Source organism: Cyanobacterium sp. T60_A2020_053, assembly GCA_015272165.1.
Classification (GTDB): domain Bacteria; phylum Cyanobacteriota; class Cyanobacteriia; order Cyanobacteriales; family Cyanobacteriaceae; genus Cyanobacterium.
Genome location: JACYMF010000118.1, coordinates 1 through 5,819, shown reverse-complemented (window position 1 = coordinate 5,819; position 5,819 = coordinate 1). Strand labels below are relative to the sequence as shown.

Annotated in this window: 12 protein-coding genes; 2 read left to right on the top strand and 10 right to left on the bottom strand. The window is 32.9% G+C overall.

Annotated features, from left to right (window positions below):
• From IGQ45_15840 to IGQ45_15795, 10 genes are all read right to left on the bottom strand, one after another.
• Positions 1-229, bottom strand: a 229-nt coding sequence (locus IGQ45_15840; GenBank protein ID MBF2058638.1) for a hypothetical protein, incomplete at its 3' end; no start/stop codon positions are given.
• A gap of 253 nt (positions 230-482) precedes the next feature.
• A complete protein-coding gene (locus IGQ45_15835) occupies positions 483-770 on the bottom strand; it encodes a DUF3820 family protein (protein MBF2058637.1) in 288 nt (95 codons plus the stop codon).
• Positions 771-928: 158 nt separating this feature from the next.
• A complete protein-coding gene (locus IGQ45_15830; GenBank protein ID MBF2058636.1) occupies positions 929-1,168 on the bottom strand; it encodes a hypothetical protein in 240 nt (79 codons plus the stop codon).
• Between the two features lie 217 nt (positions 1,169-1,385).
• A complete protein-coding gene (locus tag IGQ45_15825; GenBank protein ID MBF2058635.1) occupies positions 1,386-1,682 on the bottom strand; it encodes a hypothetical protein in 297 nt (98 codons plus the stop codon).
• A gap of 82 nt (positions 1,683-1,764) precedes the next feature.
• Positions 1,765-2,406: a hypothetical protein gene (locus tag IGQ45_15820; GenBank protein MBF2058634.1), complete on the bottom strand. Its 642-nt coding sequence runs from the start codon at positions 2,404-2,406 to the stop codon at positions 1,765-1,767.
• 757 nt (positions 2,407-3,163) lie between these two features.
• Positions 3,164-3,331, bottom strand: a complete 168-nt coding sequence (locus IGQ45_15815; GenBank protein MBF2058633.1) for a hypothetical protein — start codon at positions 3,329-3,331, stop codon at positions 3,164-3,166.
• A gap of 46 nt (positions 3,332-3,377) precedes the next feature.
• Positions 3,378-3,836 (bottom strand): hypothetical protein, encoded by a 459-nt coding sequence (locus IGQ45_15810; protein MBF2058632.1) that lies wholly within the window; start codon positions 3,834-3,836, stop codon positions 3,378-3,380.
• 163 nt (positions 3,837-3,999) lie between these two features.
• A complete protein-coding gene (locus IGQ45_15805; protein ID MBF2058631.1) occupies positions 4,000-4,212 on the bottom strand; it encodes a hypothetical protein in 213 nt (70 codons plus the stop codon).
• Positions 4,213-4,479: 267 nt separating this feature from the next.
• Positions 4,480-4,704 carry a DUF2281 domain-containing protein gene (locus IGQ45_15800; GenBank protein MBF2058630.1) on the bottom strand — a complete coding sequence of 75 codons (225 nt, stop codon included), beginning with the start codon at positions 4,702-4,704 and terminating at the stop codon, positions 4,480-4,482.
• Complete coding sequence (locus tag IGQ45_15795) at positions 4,701-4,949, bottom strand: DUF2281 domain-containing protein (protein MBF2058629.1); 249 nt, start codon at positions 4,947-4,949, stop codon at positions 4,701-4,703. Before IGQ45_15795 ends, IGQ45_15800 begins: the two co-directional genes overlap by 4 nt.
• Before the next feature lie 219 nt (positions 4,950-5,168).
• On the opposite strand from IGQ45_15795, the gene IGQ45_15790 reads away from it, so the two are divergent.
• Both IGQ45_15790 and IGQ45_15785 read left to right on the top strand, forming a co-directional pair.
• Entirely contained in the window at positions 5,169-5,402 is a 234-nt protein-coding gene (locus IGQ45_15790) for a hypothetical protein (protein ID MBF2058628.1), read from the top strand.
• A gap of 24 nt (positions 5,403-5,426) precedes the next feature.
• Positions 5,427-5,819: hypothetical protein (locus IGQ45_15785; protein MBF2058627.1), on the top strand; the 393-nt coding region annotated here is incomplete at its 3' end.

The following is a 5,819-nucleotide window of genomic DNA, read 5'->3' as shown; positions in this document are numbered from 1 at the left end:
CCTGCTCATAGGCTTCATCAGTGGGTGCTGGTAATACTCCCATAGCATGAAAGAAACTGATTTGTAGGTCACGACTACCACGACAGATTTTAGTACGGTGGCTATGACAAATATGATTGGAAGTAGTAAGGACTTTAGCTGTTAGCTTTTCTACTAGGTCACGATGTCCAATGCGGAAAGGACAAGTAGCACACTTAACTGATTGTACATCTAATGGATTATGGGTCATGGTTTAATTGTAAATGTTTAGATGGTTAGGGAATGGGGAGTAGAAAATAGTGTTTTAGGCTATTTCTTTCAGTTTCTTAATAAGAGTAACCAGCGCCCGTTGCCGAAAGTTAAGATGCTTGAAGCCTTATAATGAAAGAAGCATAAATTATTGGAGAGGTCTATTATTTTACTCCTTAATAAACGTTTTTATTTCCCTATTTTTCTTTGAGGTAACTTGCCCTCTCAATAGTATTATCTTTATCTTGTAGCCACTATCTTGGTTTAATTTCTGCTACCATATTTTCTTTATTAGGAAACCGTGACAGAAGTTCTTGTTTTTTTTGCTGAAATTTATACTTTTTGCACCAATACTCTAATTGGTTAATCAGTTTAGAGTATTTCTTTTTATCTAAATTTTCATACAACCAAATTTTATAAGATGGAGGTAAATCTTCTAAATGTTGCCCTTTATATTTGCCGAAGTTAATTATCATTATTTTGTCAACATTTATTAATACTTTTCTTTTTGTGTCATCTTCCATTATTTGAATTTCAATCATTTTTACTCCTTTATTTATTGTTTAATAAGGGGAATTTCACCCCTAAAATTAATTAAAGATAAACTGTCTCATATTCATCTGACCAGTAATCCACATCATCTTTACCTAAGAACGCAGGTTGAAGATAGTTTAATTGGTAATTTATAATTGGTAACTCTTTAAAAGTAATATTCAGCTACCTTTTTAACAGCACCCTCATCATGAAGACTGTAGTTTGTACCAAATCGTCCCCAGATGTGCAGACCGAGATAGAATACTACCACTTCCCCATGACTAATAAATTGACGGGCAAGGTAGTCACTGATAATGTAATATTCATGGGGATATTCCACATACCCCTTAGAATTTCTTAGAAACATATTGAGCAAGTCTTCATTATCACCCATTAGTTCATTCATTAATAGTGTGATATGACAGTGGATGTGCTGGTCGATAATTGTTTGAGTATTCATATAATTCTCGCTTAACTTACACCATCACCTCTTATTTATCCTTATCTATCTTTTTATCAGGGAGTAGTTTAATTCGTAATTCTCAATTCGTAATTTAAGGAGTCGGGCGTAGCCGGACGGTGTTAGTCAATGATGAAAGGTGGGCAAAAGCCCACAACTAACCCTAGCTATAACTATCAATAACACTGTGGTATTCCTGTTCAAAATATAGATTATTATTAATAGAAAACAACTCTAAAGAATGGCTATCTTCACCATCAAATAACGGTTCAAGGTTAATAACAGTGAGAACAATATCTCCACTGCGTTTATAGGCTGTCAATTCATGGTTTTTATATGTCCAGACTAAATAATCTATTTTTTCAGGTAATCCATCGTATTCATCTTGAACAGTCTGCACTGTTTCAGCTATTTTAGGGTCATTGATTGCTTTAATTAATTGTGCTGATAAAATCATCATATTCTTTGTAATTTTTTACTTCATTAGGGATTAGAGAGTAGGGAATAGTAATTAATTTATTGCCTACTCTCTCGTTAAAAACCTATTTGGTTGGTGCTAATTGGTGATTATTAGAAGGGAGAAGTTCTGGTTTAGAAGACTCCACTAACTGTTGTACTTCTACGGCTGATAATGAGCTAATATCACGCATATCACGAGTGCCGTCAATATCAATCAACTGGTCATGACAAGCAACCCAAAATTCCTTGATGGCATCTAACTGCTTTTTCTCAGCATCATTACGTTCTCTCCACTGAAAATCAATGGAGTAGTAAGTGCCAAGTTCACTTTTATGACCGACAAAGCTCATTTCAAATACTCCCTCTGCTGGTTCAATGCCTTTTGTACTCATAACCTGTGTGACCATTTGATTAAGGTTAGTAACTGATTGCTTTTTGATGTAAGCAACACAGACGACATTCTGCGGTAATACTTCTGGTTTAACAGTGGGAGAAGGTACAAAGAAAATCTGTAACCACACAGCGCCCTTCGTCTTGCCTAAGTCACCAAAGAATTTACCAATCTTGATGATGCTGATAGCAATTTTATCCTTGGGGTTACTACGGCGATTTTCAGGTTCACTACCACCAACAAATAAACCGCCATCCTTACAATTCAGACGAACTTGATAAGGGGTAGAAGGGAGAAAGATGGCATTGTCCTTAATTGTTCCGAATACTTCCATTTCAGTCATTCCTATTTTTATTTGACACCCTATCACTCTTATTTATTATTTTTCTTTTTATCTATCAGTGTCTCACTAGGGAATAGGAAGCAGGGCGGAGGGCGCTGGATAATGACAGTCAATCAGGTTAACCATGATGTTATGGTTAGAATGAGGGAGTAAGGAGAGAGGGATAATGACTATAAAGTGCGATGCCTTGCTTTGAAAATTTCTGAGACCATCTCTTCTTTTCCAGTTCCAGCAAAATAATTCATTATTTATTTTTTTCTTTGCTGAAACTTAAACCCTTTGTACCAATACTCTAATTGGTTAATCAGTTTAGAGTATTTCTTTCTATCTAAATTTTCATACAACCAAATTTTATAAGATGGAGGTAAATATTCTAAATGTTGCCCTTTATATTTGCCAAAAGAAAGAATCATTTTACTCCTTATTTAGTATATTTATTGTGTGGATTTATGGCATCCGCCTAATCACTGATTACTAGATTTAGAATCGAATCTTTTTTAAACCATTGATTTTGTTCTGCCCTCCAGATAAGTGTCCTTAAATTTTCGATGTCGTGATGTTGAACATACATATCAAAACTAAGCTCTGGACAGTTATTTAACTCAATCTTGTATTCTACATTTAAGAAAGGCATTAGTTGACGTAATTGGATTAATTGATACCAGTAAAAGCTAGAAAGAAGCTCCATAATTAATTATTTTTATTGTGTTAAGGTGTGCGGATTTGTAGCATCGCACCCAGCGTATTTTTACTTTAAAGTGTTTAGCAAATCTTGTTTTTTCTCCTTAAAATGATTAACCCTATAATTAATCAAACTTTTTACGAAATACTCAAAATCAAAATCAGGATCACTAATAAAAGTAAACTGCCATTGTAAGTCTTCAAATTGTTTATCTTTGCTTTTATTTTTATTCATTTTTCCTTTATTAAGGGGAATTTCACCCCTCAGAATTATTTATTTACTAACAATAGAGATGAGAGTCATTATAATTACTATCATCGTCATCATCATCATCATAATCGCTGTAATTTTCATTATCATCATTTAGTACATTTGAGACTGACTCATGAAAAAGAGCAGGAAGATTATTTAAGGTGGGAATTTGACAATTTCGATTAAATGCTTCGCCGACAAACTGGTGAATATTCAAATTTCTTAATACAGCTTCCATTACATAGGGTTGAATGGCATTACTAGCATATCTCAACTGCTCTGTAGCCTGTTCCTGTAGTTTATTACTGACAGAAGGATTAAGTGCCTTAAATACTGCTCCATGCTCATTCAAATTAGCAGATTCCAGTACCAATCGTGCTTGTCTAATTTTTCGACATAGTAACTTAATTTGGTTAATTAAATGACTATTTTCCATCTGACAAATTAAGATGGCATCACCTGTTTTCATAGTGTGTAATTCAAACATTACTATTACTCCTGATTGTTTTAGATTACACAATTCACATAATATTTATTCTTATTTATCTTTCTATCAGGGAGTAGGGAGTAGGAAGCAGGGAGTAGTTAAATTCGTTATTTTCCTATCCATTCACCATAAAAAAAGGTGGCATTACACCACCCGATAATGATTAATTTTTCATCAATAACAGCTTGATTCTTTTATAAACATCCTCTACTGAGCCAACAATTTCCTCGTCAGTAACAGAAATAAATAAGCTAGAGTTAAACCAGATAATGATTTCTTTTTCAACTTCTAAATAATCTACCCATTTAAGATTACGGATATTGATGAGAGTGTTAGTAATAGTGCCGTCCTTAGATTTGATGTGCAGTTCAATCATGATAGTTTCTGTAATCGTTTACACCATCACTTTGTTATTTATTCTTATTTATTTTTGTGGGGAAGGAGGGCGCTGGATAAATTTCTCATCAGTCTAAGTTAATTACCAAAGAGTTTTAACTTCAGTGTAGGCGTTAAAAGCAGAATCTTTACTAATAAGAGTAATATTTTGTTCTATAGCTTGAGCAATACTTAAATAAATCTTCAGGCATTTCTTTGCTGTCATTAGCAAACCAAAGAAAAGTATGAGTATCTAACAAAAATTGCATTACATATACTCCGCAAATTCAGTTAATGGTTCATCAAAATCTTTACCCATCGTAATTAAGCCTTTAGCACTGCCACGAATACGACGTTTTGCAGTGGGCTGATTAATTTTAGTCAATTTATAAATAGGTTGCTCATTTTTAGTAATAATTAATTCATCTATTCCATTTGTTAACTCTGCTAAAATATTAGGACTATCTTCAATTCTTCTTAGTTCTATTTTCATTGTATTTTACTTTCTAATGTATCTGCTAAAACTTGTTTATAGGTAGTTGATAAATCTTCTTCCACTGAGCAAAATCCAATTAATCCACTGGCTTCAAATTTATCATAGAGGGTTTCTTCTGATTTTGTCTCCTGTTTTTCAACAGAATAACGTTTTTTCAATGATTCAATAAAATCAGTAACTAAAATTTGTGCTTCTTCGGGTAAATTGCTAACATCCTGTTGTATTTGCTCAATATTCATCATAATTATCCTCCATAGTCATCCTTTAATGATAAACGAATTACTGAGAATTACGAATGCAGAATTAAACTACTCCCTACTCCCTCGTTAGAAACCATAACATTATGGTTAGCCTGATTAACCACTATTCCCTGCTCCCTACTCCCTAATCTATGCCCTAATTCAATCATTAATTGTGATAAATTATTATCTAGTCAGTCTATTTTTCCTGTTTTAAATAATATGAATATTGAACAAGCCATCATTGAACAAATTAGACAGTTACCCACAGAACAACAACAACAAGTTTTACTGTTTAGTCAATTATTAAAACAAAATATATTACCAACTCCTAACCCTAACCTGACTCCAAAAGAAAGGTCTGAGCAATGGCAAAAATGGTTACAAAATAATAACTCAAACGACCATCCTCCTTTACCAGAAGAATCCTTACATCGTGATACTATGTATGATTAATTAGTTAATTTTAGGTAATATTTAATGACAAAATTTTTATTAGACACAAATATTTTACTACGAAGTTGTGACCCAAAAGATACTAATTATAATTTAGTAGTAAATGCCATCAATAAAATTATTATAGAAGGAGGATTATGCTATGTTACTTCTCAAGTCTTAATTGAATTTTGGACTGTAGCTAGTCGCCCCACAGAAGTAAATGGCTTTGGATGGCTACCAGATAAAATAAGCAATGAAATCAAAGAAATTTTAAGTCAATTTTATTTTTTACCTGATAATCCTGACATATTTACTAACTGGTTAAATCTAGTTAAAAAGCACAATATCAAAGGAAAAAGAAGCCATGATATTAGAATTTTGGCGTTGCATTTTTATGAGATGATTTATAATGAAGGAAAAAGTTTTATGACAGGA

Bases quoted from the DNA above. Each gene is read 5' to 3' on its own strand.
- IGQ45_15805 (MBF2058631.1), bottom strand. From the start codon at position 4,212: ATGATTGAACTGCACATCAAATCTAAGGACGGCACTATTACTAACACT.
- IGQ45_15790 (MBF2058628.1), top strand. From the start codon at position 5,169: ATGAATATTGAACAAGCCATCATTGAACAAATTAGACAGTTACCCACA.
- IGQ45_15820 (MBF2058634.1), bottom strand. From the start codon at position 2,406: ATGGAAGTATTCGGAACAATTAAGGACAATGCCATCTTTCTCCCTTCT.
- IGQ45_15800 (MBF2058630.1), bottom strand. From the start codon at position 4,704: ATGAAAATAGAACTAAGAAGAATTGAAGATAGTCCTAATATTTTAGCA.
- IGQ45_15830 (MBF2058636.1), bottom strand. From the start codon at position 1,168: ATGAATGAACTAATGGGTGATAATGAAGACTTGCTCAATATGTTTCTA.
- IGQ45_15815 (MBF2058633.1), bottom strand. From the start codon at position 3,331: ATGAATAAAAATAAAAGCAAAGATAAACAATTTGAAGACTTACAATGG.
- IGQ45_15795 (MBF2058629.1), bottom strand. From the start codon at position 4,949: ATGATGAATATTGAGCAAATACAACAGGATGTTAGCAATTTACCCGAA.
- IGQ45_15825 (MBF2058635.1), bottom strand. From the start codon at position 1,682: ATGATGATTTTATCAGCACAATTAATTAAAGCAATCAATGACCCTAAA.
- IGQ45_15810 (MBF2058632.1), bottom strand. From the start codon at position 3,836: ATGTTTGAATTACACACTATGAAAACAGGTGATGCCATCTTAATTTGT.
- IGQ45_15835 (MBF2058637.1), bottom strand. From the start codon at position 770: ATGATTGAAATTCAAATAATGGAAGATGACACAAAAAGAAAAGTATTA.